The 23,545-nt window shown below is 68.4% G+C and carries 26 protein-coding genes; 15 read left to right on the forward strand and 11 right to left on the reverse strand.

Going from position 1 to position 23,545, the window contains the following annotated elements; translation table 11 throughout:
- On the forward strand, positions 1-605 hold a 605-nt coding region (locus VN378_RS05010; RefSeq protein ID WP_325741563.1), incomplete at its 5' end, for a HesA/MoeB/ThiF family protein.
- 28 nt (positions 606-633) lie between these two features.
- On the opposite strand, the gene VN378_RS05015 is transcribed toward VN378_RS05010, so the two are convergent.
- Together VN378_RS05015 and VN378_RS05020 are read right to left on the reverse strand one after the other, a co-directional pair.
- Positions 634-2,661, reverse strand: coding sequence for an alpha/beta hydrolase family protein (locus VN378_RS05015; RefSeq protein WP_325741565.1), 2,028 nt, complete (start codon positions 2,659-2,661; stop codon positions 634-636).
- A gap of 62 nt (positions 2,662-2,723) precedes the next feature.
- Positions 2,724-3,710, reverse strand: a complete 987-nt coding sequence (locus VN378_RS05020) for a D-glycerate dehydrogenase (RefSeq protein ID WP_325741567.1) — start codon at positions 3,708-3,710, stop codon at positions 2,724-2,726.
- 30 nt (positions 3,711-3,740) lie between these two features.
- Here VN378_RS05020 and VN378_RS05025 point away from each other — a divergent pair, with 30 nt between their 5' ends.
- The 4 genes from VN378_RS05025 (at position 3,741) to fabB (ending at position 7,137) form a co-directional block, all read left to right on the forward strand.
- Positions 3,741-4,307, forward strand: a complete 567-nt coding sequence (locus VN378_RS05025; RefSeq protein ID WP_325741569.1) for an SH3 domain-containing protein — start codon at positions 3,741-3,743, stop codon at positions 4,305-4,307.
- A 124-nt stretch (positions 4,308-4,431) separates the two neighbouring features.
- A complete protein-coding gene (locus VN378_RS05030; protein WP_325741571.1) occupies positions 4,432-5,124 on the forward strand; it encodes a Crp/Fnr family transcriptional regulator in 693 nt (230 codons plus the stop codon).
- 108 nt (positions 5,125-5,232) lie between these two features.
- Positions 5,233-5,769, forward strand: coding sequence for a 3-hydroxyacyl-[acyl-carrier-protein] dehydratase FabA (fabA, locus tag VN378_RS05035; RefSeq protein ID WP_325741573.1), 537 nt, complete (start codon positions 5,233-5,235; stop codon positions 5,767-5,769).
- Positions 5,770-5,907: 138 nt separating this feature from the next.
- Positions 5,908-7,137 carry a beta-ketoacyl-ACP synthase I gene (fabB, locus tag VN378_RS05040; protein WP_325741575.1) on the forward strand — a complete coding sequence of 410 codons (1,230 nt, stop codon included), beginning with the start codon at positions 5,908-5,910 and terminating at the stop codon, positions 7,135-7,137.
- On the opposite strand, the gene VN378_RS05045 is transcribed toward fabB, so the two are convergent.
- Positions 7,134-7,388: a hypothetical protein gene (locus tag VN378_RS05045; RefSeq protein ID WP_325741576.1), complete on the reverse strand. Its 255-nt coding sequence runs from the start codon at positions 7,386-7,388 to the stop codon at positions 7,134-7,136. The genes fabB and VN378_RS05045 overlap by 4 nt on opposite strands.
- A gap of 147 nt (positions 7,389-7,535) precedes the next feature.
- Between VN378_RS05045 and VN378_RS05050 the strand changes: the two genes are divergently transcribed.
- From VN378_RS05050 to VN378_RS05060, 3 genes are all read left to right on the forward strand, one after another.
- The gene (locus VN378_RS05050; protein WP_325741610.1) at positions 7,536-8,333 is read left to right on the forward strand and encodes an enoyl-ACP reductase; all 798 of its coding nucleotides are present in this window, start codon (positions 7,536-7,538) and stop codon (positions 8,331-8,333) included.
- An 82-nt stretch (positions 8,334-8,415) separates the two neighbouring features.
- Positions 8,416-9,147: a hypothetical protein gene (locus VN378_RS05055; protein WP_325741577.1), complete on the forward strand. Its 732-nt coding sequence runs from the start codon at positions 8,416-8,418 to the stop codon at positions 9,145-9,147.
- Positions 9,144-9,680, forward strand: a complete 537-nt coding sequence (locus VN378_RS05060) for a hypothetical protein (RefSeq protein WP_325741579.1) — start codon at positions 9,144-9,146, stop codon at positions 9,678-9,680. The genes VN378_RS05055 and VN378_RS05060 overlap by 4 nt, the downstream gene beginning before the upstream one ends.
- Here the strand turns inward: VN378_RS05060 and VN378_RS05065 are convergent.
- A complete protein-coding gene (locus VN378_RS05065; RefSeq protein WP_325741581.1) occupies positions 9,677-9,904 on the reverse strand; it encodes a KTSC domain-containing protein in 228 nt (75 codons plus the stop codon). The two genes, VN378_RS05060 and VN378_RS05065, sit on opposite strands and share 4 nt — an antisense overlap.
- 225 nt (positions 9,905-10,129) lie before the next feature.
- On the opposite strand from VN378_RS05065, the gene VN378_RS05070 reads away from it, so the two are divergent.
- Entirely contained in the window at positions 10,130-10,306 is a 177-nt protein-coding gene (locus VN378_RS05070) for a YegP family protein (RefSeq protein ID WP_325741583.1), read from the forward strand.
- 40 nt (positions 10,307-10,346) lie between these two features.
- Here VN378_RS05070 and VN378_RS05075 read toward each other — a convergent pair whose 3' ends face one another.
- From VN378_RS05075 to ffh, 4 genes are all read right to left on the reverse strand, one after another.
- Positions 10,347-10,718, reverse strand: a complete 372-nt coding sequence (locus tag VN378_RS05075) for a DUF3597 domain-containing protein (RefSeq protein ID WP_325741585.1) — start codon at positions 10,716-10,718, stop codon at positions 10,347-10,349.
- 53 nt (positions 10,719-10,771) lie between these two features.
- Positions 10,772-11,296, reverse strand: coding sequence for a ribosome maturation factor RimM (gene rimM / locus VN378_RS05080; protein ID WP_325741587.1), 525 nt, complete (start codon positions 11,294-11,296; stop codon positions 10,772-10,774).
- A 143-nt stretch (positions 11,297-11,439) separates the two neighbouring features.
- Positions 11,440-12,048 carry a 30S ribosomal protein S16 gene (gene rpsP / locus VN378_RS05085; protein WP_055826560.1) on the reverse strand — a complete coding sequence of 203 codons (609 nt, stop codon included), beginning with the start codon at positions 12,046-12,048 and terminating at the stop codon, positions 11,440-11,442.
- A gap of 25 nt (positions 12,049-12,073) precedes the next feature.
- Complete coding sequence (ffh, locus tag VN378_RS05090) at positions 12,074-13,597, reverse strand: signal recognition particle protein (RefSeq protein WP_325741590.1); 1,524 nt, start codon at positions 13,595-13,597, stop codon at positions 12,074-12,076.
- Positions 13,598-13,963: 366 nt separating this feature from the next.
- Here ffh and ppc point away from each other — a divergent pair, with 366 nt between their 5' ends.
- The 3 genes from ppc (at position 13,964) to VN378_RS05105 (ending at position 17,586) form a co-directional block, all read left to right on the forward strand.
- Complete coding sequence (gene ppc, locus VN378_RS05095; RefSeq protein ID WP_325741592.1) at positions 13,964-16,660, forward strand: phosphoenolpyruvate carboxylase; 2,697 nt, start codon at positions 13,964-13,966, stop codon at positions 16,658-16,660.
- 134 nt (positions 16,661-16,794) lie between these two features.
- A complete protein-coding gene (locus VN378_RS05100; protein ID WP_325741594.1) occupies positions 16,795-17,091 on the forward strand; it encodes a UrcA family protein in 297 nt (98 codons plus the stop codon).
- Between the two features lie 177 nt (positions 17,092-17,268).
- Positions 17,269-17,586, forward strand: a complete 318-nt coding sequence (locus tag VN378_RS05105) for a UrcA family protein (RefSeq protein ID WP_325741596.1) — start codon at positions 17,269-17,271, stop codon at positions 17,584-17,586.
- A gap of 103 nt (positions 17,587-17,689) precedes the next feature.
- On the opposite strand, the gene VN378_RS05110 is transcribed toward VN378_RS05105, so the two are convergent.
- On the reverse strand, positions 17,690-19,858 hold the full coding sequence (locus tag VN378_RS05110; protein WP_325741598.1) for a M3 family metallopeptidase: 2,169 nt from the start codon (positions 19,856-19,858) through the stop codon (positions 17,690-17,692).
- A 120-nt stretch (positions 19,859-19,978) separates the two neighbouring features.
- Between VN378_RS05110 and VN378_RS05115 the strand changes: the two genes are divergently transcribed.
- Together VN378_RS05115 and VN378_RS05120 are read left to right on the forward strand one after the other, a co-directional pair.
- Complete coding sequence (locus VN378_RS05115) at positions 19,979-20,830, forward strand: glutamate racemase (RefSeq protein WP_325741600.1); 852 nt, start codon at positions 19,979-19,981, stop codon at positions 20,828-20,830.
- Positions 20,831-20,879: 49 nt separating this feature from the next.
- Positions 20,880-21,425, forward strand: coding sequence for a hypothetical protein (locus VN378_RS05120; protein WP_325741602.1), 546 nt, complete (start codon positions 20,880-20,882; stop codon positions 21,423-21,425).
- Here the strand turns inward: VN378_RS05120 and VN378_RS05125 are convergent.
- Positions 21,422-21,955, reverse strand: a complete 534-nt coding sequence (locus tag VN378_RS05125) for a carboxymuconolactone decarboxylase family protein (protein WP_325741604.1) — start codon at positions 21,953-21,955, stop codon at positions 21,422-21,424. The genes VN378_RS05120 and VN378_RS05125 overlap by 4 nt on opposite strands.
- Before the next feature lie 86 nt (positions 21,956-22,041).
- On the reverse strand, positions 22,042-22,596 hold the full coding sequence (locus VN378_RS05130; protein ID WP_325741606.1) for a peroxiredoxin: 555 nt from the start codon (positions 22,594-22,596) through the stop codon (positions 22,042-22,044).
- Positions 22,597-22,811: 215 nt separating this feature from the next.
- On the opposite strand from VN378_RS05130, the gene VN378_RS05135 reads away from it, so the two are divergent.
- Positions 22,812-23,545, forward strand: a 734-nt coding sequence (locus VN378_RS05135) for an SIMPL domain-containing protein (protein WP_325741608.1), incomplete at its 3' end; no start/stop codon positions are given.

The following is a 23,545-nucleotide window of genomic DNA, read 5'->3' on the forward strand; positions in this document are numbered from 1 at the left end:
CTGCGGCCCTGTATCTGGCGGCGGCGGGGGTCGGGACGCTGCGGCTCATCGACGACGACGCGGTCGGCCTGTCCAATCTGCAGCGCCAGATCGCCTTCGCCACGCCCGATATCGGCCGCGCCAAGGTCGCGGCGGGGGCCGAAGCCCTGACGGCCCTCAATCCCCACGTCCGGATCGAACCGGTCGCCGAACGGCTGACCGGAGCCAACGCCGCGCGCCTGATCGAAGGCTGCGACGCCGTCATCGACGGGACCGACGACTTCACCGCCCGATTCGCGGTCAACGCCGCCTGCGTCGCGACTGGAATTCCGCTGGTTTCGGGGGCCCTGGGCCGCTGGAACGGCCAGGTCGGCGTGTTCAGGGGGCGGCCGTGTTACCGCTGCCTGACGCCGGAAGCGCCGCCGGACGCCGAGACCTGCGCCCGCGTCGGCGTGATCGGCGCCCTGGCCGGCGTGGTCGGCTCGATGACCGCCCTGGAGACCATCAAGCTTCTCACCGGGGCGGGCGAGCCGCTGACGGGCCGCCTGCTGATCTACGACGGCCTGGCCGGCGCATCGCGGGTGGCGCGGGTCGCCGCCGATCCGGACTGTCCGGTCTGCGGCTGAGCCGGCTCGTTCGGGCCCCGGGCCTGTGTCAGGCGAAGACCCGGCGCAGCAGGGCGATGCAGCGGCCCATCATCTCCTGTTCGACCTCGTCCTCCCAGCCGCCATGGCCGGCGTCGGGAATCTCGCGATAGTCGACGGTCTTCCCGGCGGCCTGAAGGGCGTCCCTCATTCGCCGCGACTGGAACACCGGCACGATGGCGTCGTCCACCCCATGGACCAGCAACACCGGACAGGACACGTCGCCGGCCCGGCGGCGGGGCGAGGCCCCGGCGAGGCGGGCGGCGTCGGTCCCGGGCTCGCCGATCCGCCTGGTCCAGAACTCGTAGGCTTCCCTGCCCGGGGAATCGTCGCGCCGCGCCACATGATCCATGAAGTCCGGCAGATCGTAGACGCCGGCGATTCCGATGGCGGCCTTGTAGAGGTCGGGCCGGCGCACGGCTCCCATCAGCGCCGCATAGCCGCCGTAGCTGGCGCCCATGATGGCCACGCGGTCGCGGTCCAGCCCCCTGGACGACACGACCCGGGCGACGGCGTCCTCGATGTCCTCCTGCATCCGCTCGCCCCAGCGGCCCCATCCCTCGGCGGCGAAGGCCAGGCCGTAGCCCCCGGAGCCGCGGAAATTCGGTTGCAGAACCCACCATCCCTGGGCGGCCAGAACCTGCGCCTGCCGGGCCCAGTCCAGCCGGTCCCGGGACTCGGGCCCGCCATGCGACAGTACGATCAGCGGCCCCGGCGCGGATCCCGGCGGCGCGGTCAGATAGGCGGTGATGCCTGCCCCGTCGCGGGTTTCCACCTGGACCGCTTCGGCGGCGCCCAGTCGCCGGCTGTCGAGGGCGGTGCGCTGCGCCAGGTTGACGTAACTGCGCGCCGCCCGGTCGTAGAGATACCAGGCCCCGGGCTCGCGCGGGCCGCTCACATAGGTGACGAATCGATTACGGGCGGCGTCGACGTCCAGGAGCTCGACGTTGCACGCGTTGTCGAAGAAGCGGTTCATCGCCCGGTGGTGGACGCTCAGTTCGGGGGAGACGAAGTCATATTCGAGCCGGTCCTTCCAGAAGGCGGCCCCGAGGTAGCGCCCCCGGTCGTCCAGCAAGCCGCCGGTCACGTCGCTGCCCGGCCGGGACGACATCGGAGGCCCGAACTCGAACGTGCGAAGATCCAGTTCGCGGATCGATTCCACGTCCTCGCCGTCCTGTCGGGCCGAGACGATCAGCACTCCCGGGCGATCCGTCCCTGTGACGAAGGCGAAGTCGGGCGCTTCGTCGACGCGGACGCGACGGAGCATCCGCCAGCCTCGCTCTCCGGGGGCCCGGCCGTGCACCGTGACCACCGTGCCGCCGAGGTTGACGTCGTACCGGATCACCGGGACCCCGGCCTGGGTCTCCCAGTGGACGGTGTCGTTGTCGCCGCGCTCGACTTCGGTGGCGACGCCGGTCCGCACATTGACCTTGTACAGGGCGTACACGCCGAGGCTCGTCGTTGACGCCATCAGCACGTGGTCCGGGTCGTCGTGCAGCAGATCGATCACGGCTCCGAGATCGCGCGCACGCCGCATCCGCTGGCGGTCGTCGCCGAACAGGGCCACCGCCCCGCCGGTCGCCGGATCGATCGAGAGCATCCGGCGGGAGATGATTTCGACCCCCTCGCTCGAGATGAACGAACTCGCGGACCGATTGTCGCGGCCGGTCCGGGTCTTCAGGGCGACACCGACCAGCACCCGCTCGTCGTTGGCCCATTCCATGAACTCGCATTCCACGTCGCCCAGCGGTGAGCGTATCGCGGGCCTGGCGGGGTCGGCGGCGTCGACGAGATCGAGCACGGTGCGGCGTTGGCCATTCTCGAGGAGTTCCCGGATGATGGCTATGCGCTCTCCCGACGGAGACAGGGCCACGCCCCGGGTCGCCGGTTTTGCGTAGAAGTCCGCCAGGGCGTGAGGGTCCGACCGCCGCGCCGCCGCGGGACCCGCGGCTGTCGCAAGCCCGACGCCGCCGACGCCGGCCAGAAGACCGCGGCGCGACAGCGCCCACCGCGTCGCGGCCGAATTCCTGATGGTCATGTTACGCCCCTGTCCCCGGGCCCAACCAACCCGGGGCCCGGCCCCGCGTCAAGCTTGCGTCGTCACAGCATGGCGGGAATGACCCGATCGGCGGGGCGGTGGCCGTTCCGGAAGGTCAGGATGTTGGCGATGACCCGGTCGCCCATGTCCTGACGCGCCTCCAGGGTCGCGGATCCCAGATGGGGCAGCAGCACGACATTGGCGTGGTTCAGCAGGCCCGGATGGATGGCCGGCTCGTTCTCATAGACGTCCAGCCCCACCCCGGCGATCGCACGGCGCGCGACGGCGTCGGCCAGGGCCGCCTCGTCGATCAGCTCGCCGCGGGCGGTGTTGATCAGGATGGCGTGCGGCTGAAGCCGGGCCAGCCGTTCAGCCGACAGCAGGTGATGGGTGTCCTTCGTCGCCGGACAGTTCAGCGAGATCAGGTCCATCCGCGCCAGCATCTGGTCCAGATCGTCCCAGTATGTCGCTCCCAGCTCCTCGGCGATCATGGCCGGGACGGGTTTGCGGTTGTGATAGTGGACCTGCATCCCGAACGCCTTCGCGCGCCGGGCCAGCGCCTGGCCGATCCGGCCCATGCCGACGATGCCCAGCCGCTTGCCCCACAGCTTGCGTCCGCACATCCAGGTCGGGGTCCAGCCCTCGAAACCGCCCGCCGCCACCACCTGGGCGCCCTCGACGATGCGGCGGCTGACCGCCAGGATCAGGGCCATGGCCAGGTCGGCGGTGTCCTCGGTCAGGACGCCGGGGGTGTTGGTGACGATGATCCCGCGCGCCACGGCGGCGTCGACGTCGATATGATCCACGCCCGCGCCGAAATTGGCGATCATCTTCAGCCGGTCGCCGGCCTTTGAAATCAGGTCGGCGTCGATGACGTCGGTGATGGTCGGAACAAGGACGTCGGCGCCCTGGACGGCCATCTCCAGCGCCGCACGGTTCATCGGCCTGTCGGTCAGGTTCAGCTCGGCGTCGAACAGCTCGCGCATGCGGGTTTCGACCGCGTCGGGCAGGCGTCTGGTTAACACGACCTTAAGTCTGGGCGCAGACATTCGGAGCCTTGAATTTCACGGGTGCAGACGGTGTCTAGCAAAGCTCGCTCCCGCCTCCAAAGGCTGGCTGTCCTCGCGGCGGTTCTCGGCGCCGCCATGGTCGGCGGCGCGGGCCAGACCATGCCGGACGGACGACCCACGCCCAGCGGCCAGCCCGTGCCGCGCTGGCTGTCGCTGAAGTCGTCCGAGGTGCGGGCCCGCTACGGTCCCGGGCTGGATTACCGCATCCTGTGGGAATACCGCGCCTCCGGCCTGCCGGTGCAGGTGGTCGCCGAGACCACGGAATGGCGCAAGATCTGCGATCCCGAGGGCGCGGTCGCCTGGGTCCACCGCAGCGTCGTCTCGAGCCGCCGCAGCGTGCTGAACCCTTCGGACGCGGAGATCCCGATCCGCGCCGGCCGTTCGGACACGGCGCCGGTGCGCGCCCGCCTGGCCCCCCACGCCCTCGCCTCTATGGACGAATGCGAAGACGGCTGGTGCGAGGTGCGCGTGCGCCGCCTGCGCGGCTGGGTTCGCCAGACCGCGGTGTTCGGGGCCCAGGAGCGGGCGCTGTGCAGCGCCTCCCGGCCGGCGGGACGCGGCCGCCAGTCCCGTTGAATCCATCATTTCCGATGGAGGCCCCCTCCATGGAACGTGCTAGGGACAGGGCGGGCCAGCGCCACGTTCCGTAAAAGTCGGATTTCGACGGACGGATCATTCCGGCTTCCCCTAAGCGGCGAAGATGCCTTCGGCCACGCTTCGCAACCATCTGATTGCACGACTGTCTTCCGAAGATCGCAGCGCCCTCACGGCGGTGGCGACGCCGTTTGACTTCACGCTGGGCCATGTCTTTTGCGAGGCCGGCGACCTGGTCACCCATCTGTATTTCGTCGACAGCGGCATCATCTCGGCGGTGGCGGTGATGGAGGACGGACGCACGGTCGAGGCCTATATGGTCGGACCCGAGGGGGTCACCAGTCCCGCGGCGGCAGCGGCCTCGGCCCACACCTGGTCGCGTCTCGCCGCCCAGGCTCCGGGCAGCGCCCGGCGTGTCGAGGCGGTGCGCCTGCGCGCATTGATGAACGATCGGCCCGGGCTGCGCACCGTTCTGGCCGACTACGCCGTCGCCGTGCAGAACGAGCTGGAGCAGTCCGCGGCGTGCAACGCCCTGCACCGCGCCGATCAGCGCTTCGCCAAATGGCTGCTGCGCTGTCACGACCGGGTCGAGGGCGACACCCTCACCCTGACGCAGGAATATCTGGCCTCGATGCTGGGCTCGCAGCGCACGACGGTGAACGAGGCCGCCCAGACGCTGCAGAAGGCCGGGGCCATCACCTATTCGCGCGGCCGGGTGACCATCACCGACCGGGCCGCGCTCGAACGGGTCGCCTGCGAATGCTACCGCGCCGGCCCGACGCCCGCCCTTTCCGCGTGAGGGCGTCCCTCTAAAACATTGAGCGTCCGGTTCACGTCGTGTAACTCCACGGCAACACCGGGCCCAAGGCCGCGCAAGCGCGCCGGGCTCCAGCATGAGAGCGCCGCGTTGAGTCAGACCCGATATCCGTCGTCCTTCGACTATGAGGCCCTGCTGGCGGCGGGCCGGGGCGACCTGTTCGGTCCCGGCAACGCCAAACTGCCCGCTCCGCCGATGCTGATGTTCGACCGGATCACCACGATCAACGGCGACGGCGGCGCCCACGGCAAGGGCTATGTCGAGGCCGAACTGGATATCCATCCCGACCTCTGGTTCTTTCAGTGCCACTTCATCGGCGACCCCGTCATGCCGGGCTGCCTGGGCCTGGACGCCATGTGGCAGCTGGTCGGCTTCTACCTGGGCTGGATCGGCGGCCCGGGCCGCGGCCGGGCGCTCGGCGTCGGCGAAGTCAAATTCACCGGCCAGGTGACCCCGGACGTCAAGAAGGTCGTGTACAGGATCGATCTGAAGCGGGTCATCAACCGCCGTCTGGTCATGGGCATCGCCGACGGGGTTCTCGAAGCCGACGGCGTCCCCATCTATACGGCGACCGACATGCGGGTCGGCCTGTTCGGCGCGCAGGGCGAAGTCGGTGCGGACGCGTAGCGTTCGCGCTCAGAGTTCGCTCCGCTTAACCTCTGACCATTCTCCGAGGAGAATGGTCGGGGAACCCGTCGGCGGCTGACCCGTCAATTCAAGACCGCGGCCAACGCGGCGAACCGAGTTCAAGAAGGAAACCACATCATGCGGCGTGTCGTCGTCACCGGCCTGGGTATCGTATCCTCCATCGGCACGGGCCAGGCTGAGGTCACCGCCTCCCTGCGCGACGCGAAGTCCGGCGTGGTCGCCGCGCCCGATCACATCCAGCACGGTTTCCGCTCGCAAGTCTGGGCCCCGCCGTCGCTGGGCGTGACGGCCGAGGACTGGGCCCCGCTGGTCGATCGCCGCGCCGCCCGCTTCCTCGCCAACGGCACCGCCTGGGGTCACATCGCCTTCGAGGAGGCGCTGAAGGACAGCGGCATGACGGCGGACGAGATCAAGTCCGACCGCATCGGCGTCATCGTCGGCGAGGGCGGCCCCTCGACCCAGATCATCCTGCAGGCGGCGCAGACTACCATCGAAAAGGGTTCGCCCAAGCGCATCGGCCCGTTCGCCGTGCCCAAGGCCATGGCCTCGGGCCCTTCGGCCGTTCTGGCCACCTGGTTCGAGCTGAAGGGCGTCAACTATTCGATCAGCTCGGCCTGCGCGACATCCGCCCACTGCATCGGCGCGGGCGCTGAACAGATCGCCTGGGGCAAGCAGGACGTGGTCTTCGCCGGGGGCGTCGAGGACATCGACTGGTCCATGTCCAACATGTTCGACGCCATGGGCGCCATGTCTTCCAACTTCAACGACACGCCGTCGAAGGCCTCCCGCGCCTATGACGCAGCCCGCGACGGCTTCGTCATCGCCGGCGGCGCCGGCATCGTGGTGCTGGAAGAGTATGAGCGGGCGAAGGCGCGCGGCGCGACCATCTACGCCGAGGTCACCGGCTACGGCGCCAATTCCGACGGCTACGACATGGTCGCCCCCTCGGGCGAGGGCGCCGAGCGCTGCATGAAGATCGCGCTGGAAATGGCCGGCAATCCGCGGATCGACTATCTGAACCCGCACGGCACCTCGACGCCGGTCGGCGACAGCAAGGAGATGGGCGCGGTCCGCAACGTCTTCGGCGACGACCTGCCGATGATCAGTTCCACCAAGTCGCTGACGGGCCATTCGCTGGGCGCCGCCGGGGCGCAGGAGGCGATCTACTGCCTGCTGATGATGAAGAACGGCTTCGCCGCCGAGAGCGCCCACATCGAGACCCTGGATCCCGAGTTCGAGGGCATGCCGATCCTGCGCAAGCGCCACGACGGCGAGCTGAAGCACGTCATGTCCAACTCGTTCGGATTCGGCGGCACCAACGGGACGCTGATCCTGTCGAAGGTCTAGTTCTGCGGTGTTTGACTGGAGGGGCCTGTCATCGCCTTCTCTGCGCCGCTGCGAAGAACATCGGCCAGCTCAAGTGCTTGAGCAGGCGTGAGGACGAATTGCTCTTCGTCCATTTCCCCGCGAAGTAGCGCCTCCTCGGAACGATAGAAGCCAAGGCGAATGGCCAAGGCCATTCCACCAACCAGCGCCGTTTGCCATCCGCCGACGGGGCACACGGCTATGTTCCCATTGCTGTCGAGTTTCCAATCCATCGACCTCTCCCTTTCTGGAACAATACCAGAACTTTCGATTCGGCGTAGTCACCCGTGGCCCAGAGGGTTTGCTAGGTGCTGCGCCCCTGCTAACCCTCCGCGTTCAGAACACGGAGACGGACCATGGCGAGCGAGAGCGGCTGGAACATGCCTGCGGGCGACCTGATGAAGGGCAAGAAGGGCCTGATCATGGGGGTCGCGAACTCCAACTCCATCGCCTGGGGCATCGCCTCCCAGCTGGCCGCCCAGGGCGCCGAACTGGCCTTCACCTATCTGGGCGAGGGTCTGGAGCGCCGCGTGCGGCCGCTGGCCGAGAGCGTCGGCGCCAAACTGCTGATCCAGGCCGACGTCACCGACGACGCCTCGATGGACGCCGCCTTCGCCGAGCTGGAAAAGGCGTTCGGCACGATCGACTTCGTGGTCCATTCGGTGGCCTTCGCCAACAAGGACGAGCTCAAGGGCAGCTTCGTCGACAACACCAGCCGCGACAGCTTCCTTCTGGCCATGAACATCTCGGCCTTCAGCTTCGTCGATGTCGCCAAACGGGCCTCGAAGCTGATGCCCAACGGCGGGTCGCTGGTGACCATGACCTATCTCGGCTCCGAGCGGGCCATTCCAAACTACAACACCATGGGCGTGGCCAAGGCGGCGCTGGAGGCGGCGACCCGCTATATCGCCCGCGACCTGGGCCCGCGCGGCATTCGCTGCAACGCCATCTCGGCCGGGGCCATGCGCACCCTGTCGCTGGCCGGCATCTCGGGCGGCCGCGGCATGATCAGCCAGGGCCGGGCCATGTCGGCGATGAAGGAGGACACCTCGATGGAGGGCGTCGCCGGCGCCGCCCTGTGGCTGTGCTCGGACCTCGGCTTCTCGACCACGGGCGAGGTCATCCACGTCGACGCCGGCTTCCACATGATGGGCATGGCGGCGGACGAGGAGGGGTGAGGGCGATCAACCGGAAGTGATCGGCCGGCTCTACCTGTTGGGGAGCGGGAGGGGGTAGTCTGGGCCTGAACCGGAGCCCGCCATGACCGACACAGGCCCTGTCACCGACCTCGGCGACGGCCTCACAAGAGGTCAGCGGCGCTTAAATCCCGGGCAACCCTTTCCGGAACGACCGGAGCCGCCCACGGGCCCGGTCGACCCGGACACGCCGACCATCGAGGACGACCCGGGCCTCGTGGATCCTTGCGCGAATCCGGAAACCGCACTGGAGTGGAACGCAGATGCTGCGGCGGCCCAGACTGTGAAAGACTTGAAATCTTTTGCAACCCAGACCCACCCATTAGAGGCCAACTTCAATGACCGCGAGTACGGTGCGGCCCTGTGGGAAATGCCAGACGGGTCAGTCGTACATGGGCCCATGACATTCGCTGAACTGACCTTTCTTGAGGTACAAACGCAGGGGGCGCCGGGCGGTCGTGGCAGCGTGGGGATTGATCTTACTTCACCCGCTCCCGGCGCGGTGTTCCTTGGGACGGTGCATACCCACAATATGGGAAGCACCCGACCATCGGGAAACAGTTATGCCAATGGCGACCAAGGCGTCCTGAGTAACGGGATCACCCTTAGAGAATCCCAACGCCCGGGTTCCGGGGATCAAGCCCGCATGTATATCGCGGCCAACGATCCCGGTGAGTATGAAACAATGGGGCCAACCAGAATGCGAATCTACAACAAGACTAACCGCGATGCAGCTATGGGAGAGTATGATGGTCCGGAAGTGAATCCGGACGGGCAACCGTGTGGCGCCCAATGACCGGCTTGCCCTTTTTCGTTGCGGTCTTTCTCTTTGGTGCTCCGGCGCCGCCGCAAGATAATCTTGTCTCCTCCAGCGTGCGTCATGAGCCGTCGGATGGTGTGTTTGTAGGCGGGTATTCGGTCGAGCGGAGCGGCCTCTGGGTGACTGAGTTCTATTCCCGACAAGGCGGGGGCCTGCCCGGCGACGTCCCGGCATATTTCGCCCGGCGCGCATTGAATACGCCGGAGGGCCCGGATCAGATCCGTTGGGCCGTCAGCGAATCCTGTCCCGAAATGAAGGATGTGCTTGGCGGGCTGAGCGACCTTCCGGCCCTGGCCATAAGAGTGCCGGGCATATCAGCCTATTCGTCTCTCCTGCCGACGGGGCCGATGACGATGGATGGCGCTTCCTATGCAGTCTGGGGCAACGGTCGACAGGCCGACGGCGCGTTCGTCAGCATGACAATGTCCTCCGGAGGCGGCGCGATCGCGAGGTTCGTCGAGGCGGCTGACCGACAGATGGCGGATTGCTGGAAGGACTCCCGCGACTAGGGTGTCGCGATCGATACCCGTTCGAACGCGTAACGGTCGCGGATGTCCGAGGCGAAGAACCGGCCCTTCGAGAAGGCGGCGCGGAAGGCCGCCTCCACCTCCGGCGGCACCCCGGCATAGTCGTAGACGTCGCCCGAGGTGAAGGTCACCCGCAGGCGGCGATGCGGTTCATCATAGCTGAAGCGGCGGATGACGCTGGAGGGCATGGCGGGGAAACGCGCCACTCCGGGTGCAGGCTCCATCCAGCCGCCCGGATCGGCGCTTTCGGCGCGAAGGGCGGTTCAGGCGTTGCGGTTGATGCGGTCCGGACGGATGCGGTCTTTGCCGTGTACCCGGGCGCAGCTGCGGCGGCTCCGATCACGCGCCTGTGTCAGGAAGCGCGCATTTCTCCGTTTGCGCCCGATCCGGGCTGTGACAGCCTGGCCTTTCCCCTGACAGGAGAAATCCCCGTGGCTCACAAGTTCGAAATCTGGAAGGACAAGGCGGGCGAGTTCCGCGTCCGCTTCAAATACAATTCCGAGACCATCTTCTCGACCGAGGGCTATTCCTCCAGGGCCTCGGCCCAGAACGCCATCGATTCCATCAAGAAGAACGGGCCGGACGCGCCGACCGAGGACAACAGCTAGCCGGTCAGGCGCGGCGGGGACGCCGCCGCGCCTGTTTGGCTCAGTCCCGCAGCGAATCCGGCACCAGGCCGCCGTTCTCGGCCAGCTTGCGCCAGACCGCTTTCGACAGGGCGATGTTCTGTTCGGCGCTGCCGTGCGGCCCGGCGTTGACGCCCAGTTCCTGCGCCAGCTCCTTGCGCGCCTCAAGGCTGGACTCCAGCCCCAGCAGCTTGAGCAGATCGACGATCGAGGTGCGCCAGTTGCCGGCCCCGTCGCCCTTGAGCTCGGCCATGGAGACCAGCACGGCCTCGACGTCGACCGGCGCGGTCGGGGCCGGAGCCGCGGCGGGGGCGGCTTGGGGCGCCGGCGCGGCCGGCGAGGCCTTCGGGCGGTGACCCCGGATGCGGTCCCAGATCGAACTGAAGATACTCATGCGCTGCGCCTTCCTCTGAATGAGACGGCGTAACGCTCCGGACCGGGGCCGGTTCAGTCGGGCTCGCGCTCGCCGATCTCGGTCGGTCTGACGGCCAGCAGCCAGCCGTCGGCGAGGTGCAGTTCGGGCACGGCCTCCTTCGTGAACGGCAGATACCAGGTCGGGCCGCCGGCGGCCGGGGCGATCTCGAGGATGTCGTCGGCGCCGAAATTCTGCACCGCGCGGATGGAGCCCAGCACCGTGCCGTCCGGGTCGCGCGCCTCCAGACCGATCAGATCGGCCAGGTAGAATTCGTCCTCGTCCGGCTCGGGCAGGCGGTCCCGACGGATGTAGAGCTTCAGCCCCCGCAGGGCGTCGGCCTGTTCCTTGGTGGCGATCTCCTTCGCGCGGCCGACCACGGCGGTCTTCTCGGGCCGGGCCGAGGTCAGGGTCAGGCCCGGCGTGCCGTCGGCGCGCAGCAGGACGCCGTACGACAGCAGGGCCATGGGGTCGGCCGTCCATGCGGTGACCCGCACCTCGCCCTTGACCCCGAACCCGCCGGCGACCTGGCCGACGAGGATGAGTTTGCTGTCGGTCATCGCAAGAAACTCCGTGCGTCCCGGCGAATGTCGGGACCCAGATCCAAACGCCGCCGCCAGATAGCAGAAAAGCAGCGCCCGTACGTCGAGCACTGCTTTCTGTCATCTGGATCCCGACATTCGCCGGGATGCATGGTTGAGGCTCAGGCCTCGGTCTTCTCTTCCTCGGTCGCTTCGGCGGCCGGGGCTTCTTCAGCAGCAGCTTCGGCCGGGGCCTCTTCCGCAGCGGCTTCAGCCGGGGCTTCTTCCGTCACTTCAGCGGCCGGAGCCTCTTCAGCAGCAGCTTCAGGCTCGGGGGCCGGAGCGTTCTTCGCGGCTTCGGCGGCGGCCTTGGCCTCTTCCTTGGCGCGGACGGCGGCCTCGGCGGCTTCCACCTTGGCGGCGGCTTCGGCTTCCGCACGGTCGGCTTCGCGCTGGGCGCGCTCGGCGGCGCGTTCCTGGGCCTTCTTGCCCGGCTGCGCCTTGTTCGGATTGTTCGACTGGGTCCATTTGACCTTGCCGGCCAGGGCTTCGTCCTGGCTCAGGAAGCGGGCGACGCGGTCGGTCGGCTGGGCGCCCTTGGCGAGCCATTCCGAGATCCGGTCGGCCTTCAGGGTGACGCGCTTCTGCTCGCCGTCACGCGGCAGCATCGGGTTGTAGGTGCCGACGCGCTCGATGAATTTGCCGTCGCGCGGCGAGTGGCTGTCGGCGACGACGATGTAATAGTAGGGGCGCTTCTTGGCGCCGCCGCGGGCCAGACGAATCTTCAGCATTTTCAGTCTCTTTCTTTAATCGAAGTCATTTCTTGGGAGGAAAGCCCGGAAGACCCGGGAGGCCTCCCGGAAGTTGTCCGCCGCCCAGGGCCGCCATGCGGTCCTGAAGGGCTTTCAATTCGTCGGCCGTGGGTTCCGGCATCTTGCCGCCGCCCATCGCCTTGAGGCGGGCCATGTCGGGGCCGCCCCCCATACCGCCGCCGAGGCCGCCCATCATGGCGGCCATCTGCTTCAGACCCTTGCCCCCGCCCTTCGACATGGACTTGACCATGTCGGCCATCTGGCGGTGCTGTTTGAGCAGGCGGTTGATGTCCTGGACCTCGACGCCGGCGCCCCTGGCCACCCGCTTCTTGCGGCTGGCGTTCAGCAGGTCGGGCTTCTTGCGCTCGGCTTTGGTCATTGAGGAGATGATGGCTTCCTGGCGCGCGATCATGCGGTCGTCGACGCCGCTGTCGGCCATCTGGGCCTTCATCTTGGCCACGCCGGGCAGCATGCCCATGATGCCCTGCAGACCGCCCATCCGCTTCATCTGCTGCAGCTGGCCGGCGAGGTCGTTCAGGTCGAACTGGCCCTTGGCCAGTTTGCGGGCCATGGCCTCGGCCTTGGACTGGTCCAGCTCCTGCGACGCCTTCTCGACCAGGGCGACGATGTCCCCCTGACCCAGGATGCGGCCGGCGACGCGGCGGGCGTCGAACACCTCCAGCGCATCGACCTTCTCGCCCGCGCCGATGTATTTGATCGGCAGGCCGGTGACGGCGCGCATGGACAGCATGGCCCCGCCGCGCCCGTCGCCGTCGGCGCGGGTCAGGACCAGGCCGGTCAGCGGCAGGCGGTCGTGGAAGGCCTTGGCGGTGCGGACGGCGTCCTGGCCGGTCAGGCTGTCGGCGACCAGCAGGGTCTCGACGGGTTTGGAGACGGCGGCGACTTCCGCCACCTCGGCCATCAGGGCTTCGTCGAGGGTGATGCGGCCGGCCGTGTCGAGGATCAGGACGTCGAAGCCCTGCAGTTTCGCCGACTGCAGCGCGCGCCGGGTGATCTGGATCGGCGACTCGCCGGCCACGATCGGCAGGGTCGCGACCTCGATCTGTTTGCCGAGGGTCTGCAGCTGCTCCATGGCCGCCGGACGACGCGTGTCCAGCGAGGCCATCATGACCTTCTTGCGGTCGAACTTCGTCAGCCGCAGCGCCAGCTTGGCCGAGGTCGTCGTCTTGCCCGACCCCTGCAGGCCGGCCATCAGGATGACCGCGGGCGGCGTGGCGTTCAGGTTGATCGGGGTGGGCTCGTCCCCGCCCAGCATCTCGACCAGACCGTCATAGACGATCTTGACCACCTGATCGGCGGGCTTGACCGAACGGATGACGTCCTCGCCGGTGGCGCGCTCGGTGGCGAAGGCGATGAAGTCCTTGACGACGGGCAGGGCGACGTCGGCCTCGAGCAGCGCCACGCGGACTTCGCGCATCGCCTCGGAGACGTCCTTTTCGGACAGGGCGCCGCGCCCGGTGATCCGGTCGAAGACGCCTGTCAGCCGCTCGTTCAGAGCCTCGAACATTCACAACCTCATGCCCATTTTCGTTTCAGGCCACGGCGACCTGAATCCAGAAAATGGACCACTCAGCACCGACGGGTGAAACGGTCTCCATAGCGAAATCGCCTCCGGCGACGATCACGTCGGCGGAGGGTTCTCGCCTGCCTCGTCCGGCCGGAACCGGGGTCGTGCAGGTGGAGACGCGAGGTTCACTTGCGTCGGAAGCGGCGGCTTATGGGGGAAAAGGGGCGGTTTGTCGACTCGGGCCGGGCAAATCCGTCCAACAGCCCGCGGACCACACTTCGGGTTTCAGCGTTAGCATGGGCGATGGCCAGTTCGTCATCCCCTGATACGGTGCCGCTTCCAGCCTCCCCGCTGAAAGACGACGCCATGAGCCCTGCCGCTGACGACCGCCTGCGTGACGAGGTGCGCCTGCTGGGAGGCCTGCTGGGCGAGGTCATCCACGATGAGGGCGGCCGGGACCTGTACGACCGGATCGAGGCCGTACGGCGGGCGTCGGTGGCCTACCATCGCGACCCGGCCTCCAACGACGCGTCGCGGCTGGAAGCCCTGCTGGCCGAGCTGTCGCTCGACGACGCCGTCGGGCTGGCGCACGGCTTCGCCGCCTTCTCCCTGCTGGCCAATGTCGCCGAGGACCGCGCCGGCAAGCGGCGGGCGCAGGAACAGACGGCGGCCGGGGCCCGGCCCGACACCCCGGAAGGGGCGCTGCAACGGCTGACCACGGCGGGACGGACCCCGGCGGACGCCCGCGATCTGCTGGCGGGGGCCCTGATCTCGCCGGTCCTGACGGCCCATCCCTCCGAGGTCCGGCGCAAGAGCGTCATCGACCGCATCGCCGCTGTCTCGGATCTGCTGGACGCCTGCGACCAGACCGGGCCCGCCTGCGATCTGGAGGCCCGGGACGCGGGGCTGCGGCGGCAAGTCACCATCCTGTGGGCCACCCGCCTGGTGCGTCAGACGGGGCTGGTGGTGCAGGACGAGATCGACACCGTCGTCTCCTTCCTGGACCGCGTCTTCCTGCATGTCGCGCCCGCCCAGCTGGCCGAATGGCGCAAGCGGCTGGATGCGCCGGACCTGGCGCCCTTCATCCGCATCGGCACCTGGGTCGGCGGCGACCGGGACGGCAATCCCAATGTCGACGGCGCGGTCCTGACCGCCGCCTTCCGCAGCCAGGCCCGGGCCGTGCTGCGCTTCTATCTCGACGAGGTGAATGCACTGGGCGCGGAGCTCAGCCTGTCCGGTTCGATGAGCGCCGTCTCGCCCGCGCTGAAAGCCCTGGCCGAGGCGTCCGGCGACCACTCGCCCCATCGCGCCGACGAGCCCTACCGTCGGGCCCTGAGCGAGATATACGCGCGGCTGGCGGCGACCCACCCGGTCCTGGCCGGCCAGCCCGCGCCGCGCGCGCCGTCGTTCGCGGCCGAGCCCTATGCGGGGCCGGACGCCTTCCGCGCCGATCTGGCGGTGCTGCAGGACAGTCTGGTCAGCAACCACGGCGCCGTGTTCGAGGACGACCGTCTGGCCCGGCTGATCACGGCCGCCGACGTGTTCGGCTTCCACATGGCGACCCTGGACCTGCGCCAGAATTCGGACGTGCACGAGCGAGTGGTCGCGGACCTGCTGAAGGTCGCCGGCGTCAGCGACGACTACGCCGCGCTGGACGAGGCGGCGCGGCTGTCGATCCTCGCCGCGGAACTCGCCTCCGGCCGCCCGCTGTTCAATCCCTATGGCGCCTACGCCGACGAGACGCTGAAAGAGCGCGGCATATTGCAGGCGGCGGCCGAGGCCCTGCGCCTGTTCGGGCCGCAGGCGATCCGGACCCATATCGTTTCAAAGACCGACGCAGCCTCCGATCTGCTGGAAGTCTATCTGCTGCTGAAGGAGGTCGGCCTGTACCGTCCCTCCGACCCGGCCGCCTGTCCCGTGCAGGCCGCGCCCCTGTTCGAGACCATCGACGACCTGCGCGCCTCGAAGGGGACGCTGGAACGGCTGCTGGCCGAGCCGTCGGCCCTCGCCGTGGCGAAGGCGCGGGGGGTGCAGGAGGTGATGATCGGCTATTCCGACTCCAACAAGGACGGGTCCTATCTGACCTCGACCTGGGAACTGCACGAGGCGTCGCGGGCGCTGAAGGCCGTGACCGATGCGGCGGGCCTGAGGCTGCAGCTGTTCCACGGCCGGGGCGGGGCGGTCGGGCGCGGCGGCGGCTCCAGCTTCGCCGCCGTGCTCGGTCAGCCGCAGGGGACGGTCGCCGGCCGCATCCGCGTCACCGAACAGGGCGAGGTCATCGCCAACAAATACGGCGAGCCGGAGGTGGCGCGCCGCAACCTCGACGCCCTGACCTGCGGCGTCCTGCTGGCCTCCCTGGCGCCCCCGCCGGACGCCGAACTGACCCGGCGCCACGGCCCGACCCTGGAGCGCCTGTCGCAGGGGTCGATGGCGGCCTACCGGACACTGGTCTATGAAACGGCCGGCTTCGTCGACTATTTCCGGGCGGCCACGCCCATCGCCGAGATCGCCGACCTGAAGATCGGCTCGCGTCCCGCCTCGCGCACCACCTCCACCGCCATCGAGGATCTGCGCGCCATCCCCTGGGTGTTCAGCTGGTCGCAGTCGCGCGTCATGCTGCCGGGCTGGTTCGGCTTCGGCTCGGCCGTTGCGGGCGCCGACATGGACGAACTGCGGATCATGGCCCGCGACTGGCCCTTTTTCCGCACCCTGATCCAGAACATGGAGATGGTCATGGCCAAGGCGGACATGACCATCGCCCGCCGGTATGCGGCCCTCGTCCCCGACCGCGCCCTGGCGGACCGGGTCTTCGCCGCCATCCAGGCCGAGTGGGACCGCACCCATGCGGCGGTGCTGGCGATCACCGGGCAGGAAGAACTGCTGGGCGCCCAGCCCGAGCTGGACCGCCTGATCAGGCTGCGCATGCCCTATGTCGAGCCCCTGAACCATGTGCAGATCGAACTGATCCGCCGCCGCCGCGCCGGGGACGACGATCCGCGGGTGCGCGAAGGCATTCTTCTCGCCCTCAACGGCGTAGCGGCCGGGCTGCGCAACAGCGGCTGATCGCCGTTCAGGTTTCCGCGAATTCATCCAGCGTCGCTATTTCGCCTCCGAATGCTCACGCCGCTGCAACGGGGCGCGGGCATCACAGATCCCGTCGCCGCCAAGAGCGACGTTGATCTCCGCAGGAGCTCGTCATGAAGACCCTCGCTTCTCTCGCCGCCGTTCTCGCCTTCGCCTCTGCCGGGTCCGCCTCGGCCCAGGATGTCCGTATCGCCTGGCGCGACCTGGATCTCTCCAGCCCGGCCGGCGCCGCCGCCTTCGACGCCCGGGTCGAGGCCGCCGCCCGCAGCATGTGCCGCGGGATCCGGACCGGCAGCCGCATCAGCGACCGGGCGTCGTGCCGCGCCGCCGTCCAGGCCGAGGCCCTGCGGCTGCTGCCGGAGCAGGTCCGGGCCGACTACGCCCGCAGCCGTCCGCCGATCGTCACCTGAACCCGGAGAAGGGCCGCCCAGCCGGGCGGCCCCTTTTGCCATAAGTGTTCCTTCTGGCTGGCTGAGCAGTACTCGGCCTGAAGTCGTGGAAATGTAACGGTTCTGGTCTGGCGGTCGTCACATGAGCCTATCATCTGCCTTGTCGTCGCATCTCCCGCGACATGGAGGATTTTTCCGATGATCAGACCCGCTCTCGCCCTTGCCGCCGCCGCGCTGCTGTACGCCGCCCCGGCCGCCGCCCAGACCGTCCGCGTCCCGTTCGGCGACCTCAACCTGTCAACCGCCGCCGGAGCCGAAGCGTTTGACGCTCGCGCCGCCGAGGCGGGCCGGGCCGTCTGCACGCTCGGCTCCGCCCGGCTCGTCAACACCACCTGCGTGAAGAGAATCCAGCGCGAGGCGGTGCGTCAGCTGCCGCAGACGAGCCGGGACGACTACGCCCGCGCCCGCCGCGGCGACCGCATCCTGGCCATGGTCGCCCCCGCCTGGCCGGCGTGACGCGCACAGAAGAAAGGCCGGCGGAGCGATCCGCCGGCCTTTCCCGTTTCAGGACCGCGCCATGCGCGGCGCCCTCAGGCAGCCCGAAGGGCGGCAGGGCGACCTACGAAGTCGGGAAGCCCCGCACCTTGAGCAGGGCCGTCACGTCCGGGTCGCGGCCGCGGAAGCGGCGATAGGCCTCGGCGCGGTCGGTGGTGTTGCCCTCGGCCAGGATGATGGCCTTGTAGCGGGCCGCGATGTCCGGATTGAAGACATCGCCCGACTCCTCGAAATAGGCCCAGGTGTCGGCGTCCATGACCTCGGACCACAGGTAGCTGTAATAGCCGGCCGAATAGGCGTCCGAGGTGAACAGGTGATTGAACTGCGGCAGGCGGTGCCGCATCACGATCTCCTTCGGCATGCCGTAGCGCTCCAGGCTTTCGCGCTCGAAGGCGTCGATGTCGGTCGGCGGCGTGGTCCGGGTGTGCAGGTCCATGTCGACCAGGGCCGAGGACAGATAGCTGACGGTGGCGTAGCCCTGGTTGAAGGTCTGCGCCGCCTGGACCTTGTCGACCAGGGCCTGGGGCATGGGTTCGCCGGTCTGGTAGTGCTTCATATAGCCGTCGAGGATCGGCCGGCTCAGCACCCAGTGCTCATGCACCTGCGACGGATATTCCACATAGTCGCGCGGCGTGCCGCCCAGGGCCGGATAGGTCACCTTCGACGAATAGGCGTGCAGGGTGTGGCCGAACTCGTGGAACATCGTCTCGGCGTCGTCCAGCGAGATCAGGATCGGCTCGCCGCCCTCGGCCTTGACGAAATTGTTGTTGTTCGAGCCGAGGGTGTTCTTGTCCCCGTCATAGGTCGAATGCGACCGGTAGGTCGTCATCCAGGCGCCCGACCGCTTGCCGGCGCGGGCGTAGTCGTCGGCGTAGTACAGGCCGATCGGCCGGCCCGCGTCCTTGACCTCATAGACGGTCACGTCCGGATGGAAGACCGGCACGGCGCCGGCGGGCAGTTTGTCGAAGGTGAAGCCGTACAGGCGGCGCGCCATCTCGAACGAGCCGGCGCGGACGTTGTTGAGCTCGAAATACGGCTTCAGCTCGTTCTGATCGAGGTCGTATTTCTGCTTCCGGACCTTCTCGGCGTAATACAGATAGTCCCATGGCTCGATGTCGTGACCGGCGATCGCGCGCATGTCGGCGACCTCCTCGGCCACCCGGGCCTTGGCCGGGGCCCAGACGCGGTTCATCAGATCCATGGCCGCCTGCGGCGTCTTCGCCATCGTGTCCTGCATCCGCCATTCGGCGTGGTTGCCGAAGCCCAGCAGGCGGGCGCGGTCCTGACGCAGCTTCACGATCTCGGCGATGATCGCATTGGTGTCGTTGCCGTCGCCGTTGTCGCCGCGGTTGACGAACTTCTTCCAGACCACTTCGCGCAAGGCCCGGTCGTCGGCGAAGCTGAGGAACGGATCGACGCTGGAGCGGGTGTTGACGATGGCCCAGCCCTGGACGTTGCGGCTGCGCGCGGCGGCGGCCGCTGCGGCCTTGTTCGAGGCGGGCAGGCCGGCGACGCCGGCTTCGGTCGGTATGACGGTCCAGGTGTTCTCGTCGGCCACCACCTTCTGGCTGAAGGCGGTGAAGGCGTTGGCCAGGGCGGTGTTGATCCGGCCCAGCTCGGCCTTGCCGGCGGCGTTCAGGGCGGCGCCGTTGCGGACGAAGGCGTCGCGGCTGCGTTCGGCGAGGCGGGTCTGCTCGGCGGTCAGGCCGGCGGCGGCGGCGCCGTCGGCCACCGCCTTGATGCGGGCGAACAGCTTCTCGTTGAAGGTGATCTCGTCGCCGGCGGCCGACAGCAGGGGCGACACCTCGGTGTCGACGGCATTGTAGTCGTCCGAACCGATGTTCGAGGTCATGACGCCATAGATGGCGCCGGCCCGGTCGAGCGGTTCGCCGGCCATCTGCATGGCGACCATGGTGTTGGCGAAGGTCGGCGCTTCCGGATTGTTGGCGATCGCCTCGATCTCGGCGCGCTGCAGGTCGATGCCTTCCAGCAGGGCGGCGCGAAGTTTCGGCGCCGTCACCCTGTCCCACGGGGGAACGCCGCCGAACGGCCCGGTCCAGGGCTGAAGCAGCTCCGCGCGCGGCGTCTGCACCGGCAGGACGGCGCGGGCGACGGCGGCGTCGGCAGCGAGTGTCGCGGGGGATGCTCCTCCGCTCATGGGTGTTCCGTTCGAGGCGCAGGCCGAGAGGGCGAACAGGCTGCCTCCGGCGATGAGAAGGTGACGTCTATGCATGAGAAACTCCGTGCGTGCGTTCGTTTCCGACCCTAGGCGCTCACGCCGCTGACTGTCACATGAACGGACGGTAATCTTCACCGGTGGACGGGGGGCGGCGGCAAGTCTAAAGCCCCGGCCATGGCGATTGGCGTTTTCGACTCCGGCGTGGGCGGCCTGACGGTCCACCGCGAACTGACGCGGCGATTTCCCGACCGGGATTTCGTCTATCTGGCCGACCAGGCCAACGCCCCCTATGGCGGACGCGGCGGCGAGGAGATCGTCGAACTGACGCGCGCGGGCTGCGAGCGGCTGTTCGAGGCCGGGGCCAACATCATCGTCCTGGCCTGCAACACCGCCAGCGCCATCGCCCTGCGCCGGCTGCAGCAGAGCTGGGTGCCCGATGCGCGGGCGCGCCACGGCCGCCCGATCAACGTGCTCGGAATTATCGTCCCGACCATCGAGGCGGCCACGGGTCTGCCCTGGACCTACGAGGCCGAACGGCGCGGCGAGAAGATCGAGGCCATCGACATTACCGGCGTCTTCTGCACCGCCGCCACGGCCATGAGCCGCGTCTATGAGATCGAGATCGACAAGCGGCGCGAGGATCTGGCCGTCTTCTCCGAACCCTGTCCGGGGCTGGCCGGCCTGATCGAGCTGGGCGCTCCGGCCGAGGAGCTGAAGGTGGTGGTCGAGGACCATGTCGACGCCTTGCGCCGGCGCATCGGCCGGCATCCCGACCAGGCCATCCTCGGCTGCACCCACTACGAGATCGTCGCCGACCTGTTCGCCACGGCGCTGCCGCCCGGCACGCCGGTGATCCACCAGCCGACGGCCGTGGCGGACGCCCTGGCGCGCTATTTCGAGCGACATCCGGAATACGACCTCGGCGGTTCGGGCCGGCGCGACTTCCTGACCAGCGGCAAGCCGGGACCCCAGTCGGAGCTGGTCGTCCAATTCTGGGGCGCGCCCCTGACCTTCACGCCGGCCTGACTTGACGAACGACGTCAACCGTCGCCCGATGACGGCGGGAGGATGTCACATGTCCAGGCTGCCTGGCCTCGCGGCCGCCCTGGCGCTGTTCGCCACGCCCGCCGCCGCCGAGGTGGTCGAGCGAAGCGCCGATCACTTCGTCCTGCGCTTCGAGCTGGGTCTGGAAACCACGCCCGAAGACATCTACGGCGCCGTCGGCGATATCGGACGCTGGTGGGACAGCGCTCACACCTACAGCGGCGACGCCGCGAACATGACCCTGCCCCTCGAGGTCGGGGCGTGTTTCTGTGAGGCGCTGGCCGATGGGAAGACGTTCGAACACGGCCGGGTGGTGCAGGCCGATCCTGGAACCGGCGTGCTGCTGGAAGCGCCGCTGGGACCGCTCAGGGGCAGGGCCACCGTGGCGCAATGGAGCATCGGCTGGTCCGGAGGGGGCCGCGGCTACGCCCTGATCCTGACCTATGTCGTCCGGGGTGCGGGTCTCGGCGCCATGGCCGACCCGGTCAACGGCATGATGAGCGTCCAGTTCGCCCGGCTGGCGCACTATGTCGAGTACGGCGAACCCCCGGCGACCTCCGCCGTTTCAGGCGGCTAGCCCGCCAGCGCCGTCTCCGAGGCGACGATCCGGCTGGCGGCGTGGACCACCGCGCCGATGCGCAGGGCGGCCTGGATCCGGGCCGCGGGCACGCCGTGTTTGCGCAGTTCGCTTTCATGGGCGTCCAGACAGGCGCCGCACCCGTTGATCGCGGACACCGCCGTCGACCATAATTCAAAATCAAGCTTGTCGACGCCGGGATTGGCGATGACGTTCATCCGCAGCCGGGCAGGGATGGTCGTGTACTCGCTGTTCTTCATCAGGTGCAGCGAGCGGTAGTAGATGTTGTTCATGCCCATGATGGCGGCGGCCGATTTGGCCGCATTCATCGCTTCCGGCGACAGGACCGTCGCGGCCTGGGCCTCGATCGCCTTGACCACCGGCGCGACGCCGACGGCGTGGGCCGAGGCGAGGAAGGTACCCCACTTCTGCTGGTCGTTGAGCACTGCTTCTGCGGCGAGTGAGCCCAGGTTCAGGGAGATGTCCTTGGCGTAGGCGGGGATGAGGTCGCGCAGGGCGTCGATCGACATGGGAAGAAATCCTCGAAAATCGGATCCGGATACAAAACAGGCGGCGGCTTTCGCCGCCGCCTGTCCAGTTCAACGCTGGTCAGTACTTACGCGGCCAGCGTCTCGCCGCCCACCGGGCGGTTGCAGGCGCACAGCTCGTCGGTCTGCAGGGCGTCGACGACACGCAGGGTGTCGGCGGGGGCGCGGCCCACGTTCAGATTGGTGACATAGACGTGCTGCACGACATTGTGCGGATCGACCACGAAGGTGGCGCGCAGGGCAACGCCCTCGGCCTCGTCGAGGACGCCCAGGTCGCGGGCGAATTTGCCGCCGTTGTCGGCGAACTGCCAGATCGGCAGTTTCGACAGGTCGGCGTGGTCGCGGCGCCAGGCCAGCTTGACGAACTCGTTGTCGGTCGAGCCGCCCAGAACCACGGTGTCGCGGTCTTCGAAATCACGCGCCAGCGAGGCGAACTCGGCGATCTCGGTCGGGCAGACGAAGGTGAAGTCCTTCGGATAGAAGAAGATGACCTTCCACTTGCCCTCGAAACTGTCCTGGGTGACGGGCTCGAAGGCCGAGACGCCGTTCTCCTCGTGGCTGTTGAAGCCCGGCTTGACGCCGATGATCTTGAAGTCCGGCAGTTTCTGACCGACGCCCAGCATCGCTGTTCTCCTGAAGTCTCTGAAAGAGGAATGATCCGGAGCGCCGGGGGGAGCGGCGCTGCAGACGCGAAATGGCTTGTGCGCTGCACAAAGTCAATGAGTAAACACCCCATTGTTCGATAGATTTTTCCTATACCAGGAATAGGCCGGGGCACCGCTTTACTGCGCTGCGTCGCCCCGGCAAGGTCGGGCTGCAAAACCAGAGGAATCCGAACATGCGTCGTCTGACCTCCGCCCTCCTGATCTCCTCCCTGACGCTTCCCGCCGTTGCGGTTCCGGGCGCGGTCCTGGCCCAGACTCCCCCCGCCACGATCGGAGAGCGCTACGTTCCGGCGCCCTGGTGGATGAGGGATCCCGTCATCGCCTCGGTCGGCCATGTCCGCACCGAGGTGGCGGCCAACCGGGCGGGCTTCGGCGCCACCTTCCAGTCTGTCGACCGCTCCGCCGCCGACGCCTCGCGCAAGGCCGCCGATCAGGTGCGGGCGTTGAGCCAGGCCCTGGCGGCCTATGGCGTTGACAAGGTCCGCGTCGAGACCAGCCTGACCACCCGTCCTCTCTACGAACAGTATCGCGACGAGAACGGGGTCCTGCGCGACAACGCCCGGGCCGACCAGATCGAACGCTACCAGGCCAATGCGAACGTCAGCGTCGCCGTCCGCGATATTTCGGTGCTGGAGCGGGTCTATGCGACGGTGATCGCCTCCCAGCCCACATCGACCAGCCCGGTGTCCTTCAATCTCGAACCCGACAATGCGACCAGGACCTGGCTGCAGGGCGAGGCGGTCAGGGACGCGGCCCGCCGGGCGCGCGAGGCGGCCTCGAACGCCGGGGCGACGCTGGGCGGGGTCCGTGTGATCGATCCCACTGGCCGGGCCTGCGAGACCGACGTGCTGGCGGGCTGGCCGTCCTATTCGTCGGGCTCCGGCCTGGCCACCGACGTGGACAGCGG

This window comes from Brevundimonas sp., assembly GCF_035561115.1.
GTDB lineage: Bacteria > Pseudomonadota > Alphaproteobacteria > Caulobacterales > Caulobacteraceae > Brevundimonas.